Here is a 986-nt window from a genome sequence, read left to right as displayed (position 1 = left end):
TTCTCAGTATTCTCAGTATTCTCAGTATTCTCAGTATTCTCAGTCATAAAACACCTTTAGAAGGTCGCTTGTAATAAGTTTGCTCACTTATATTTATAAGCCGACAAAATGTAGTAATAGCAAAAATATTTTTGCCAAATAATTTTTGGTTTATCTCTGGATCCAAGATCTTGTTTAGCTGCGAGTAAACAAGCCTGATATCTATTATCTTGTTATGTTGAGCAATGAGATTGATAAGCTCGTAAAAACTGATGTCAAAATTAAACTGATCTTTTGGGATATATCTCACAGACACTTTTTGTCCGAGTACATTAAAATCAACATCAGGACTTTTGATCAAGTGAAAAAGCTCAAAATTATTGACTAAAAACCATCTTTTGTCTTCTTTGATAAATAATGTGGTTTTAGTCCAAGCAGCGCTATGCTTAAGTTTAAAGGCTTCACTAATGAAGGGTCTGATATGACAGGTATAAAGATTATATAGTTCAAGAACGCCTTCAAATATGACCACAGGAGTTGTCTGCAGCTTGGCAACTGTTAATGATTTTGATGGATTCATAAACACTCCACTAAGATAATGATCTAATGTGGTCGATATGCTTCATTTATTGACCTCTACTCTTATCTTACTATTACTTGCGATCAATTAAATCCCACCTCGTCAACTAGACGACAATACGTGACGCATCATTTTACTTTTAGAGTTACTTATAGAAGAGCAATGATAATTTGCTCTGAAGCGCTTTAGAAATGAGCTAGAGTTAGCAAGCACGTGGATAGGGTAGACAGAGTGGAATTCTAGGACAACGGCTTACGGATCTTAGATAGAGATTTACCAGTGTGCTGCTTAAATATTAGGATCAAGAGCTTATATGACATGGATGCAGATTGATATCTGATCTTAGGACATAAAAAGAATTTTTTATTATTTCTCACCTCTTAAACCGCCTAACACTACTCACCACCACCCCAAACAGCTCAAGCGA

The 986-nt window shown here is 35.2% G+C and carries 1 protein-coding gene; it reads right to left on the bottom strand.

Features of this window, described 5'->3' with window-relative positions; translation table 11 throughout:
• Positions 1-43: 43 nt before the first annotated feature.
• Positions 44-559: a hypothetical protein gene (locus I3248_RS10135; protein WP_238063577.1), complete on the bottom strand. Its 516-nt coding sequence runs from the start codon at positions 557-559 to the stop codon at positions 44-46.
• Positions 560-986 lie beyond the last annotated feature (427 nt).

It is taken from the genome of Psychrobacter sp. Ps3 (genome assembly GCF_022129275.1).
Classification (GTDB): Bacteria; Pseudomonadota; Gammaproteobacteria; order Pseudomonadales; family Moraxellaceae; genus Psychrobacter; species Psychrobacter submarinus.
Note: the sequence above shows the minus strand (reverse complement) of the source record. Positions and strands in the feature narration are given on the sequence as shown.

Bases quoted from the DNA above. Each gene is read 5' to 3' on its own strand.
- I3248_RS10135 (WP_238063577.1), bottom strand. From the start codon at position 559: ATGAATCCATCAAAATCATTAACAGTTGCCAAGCTGCAGACAACTCCT.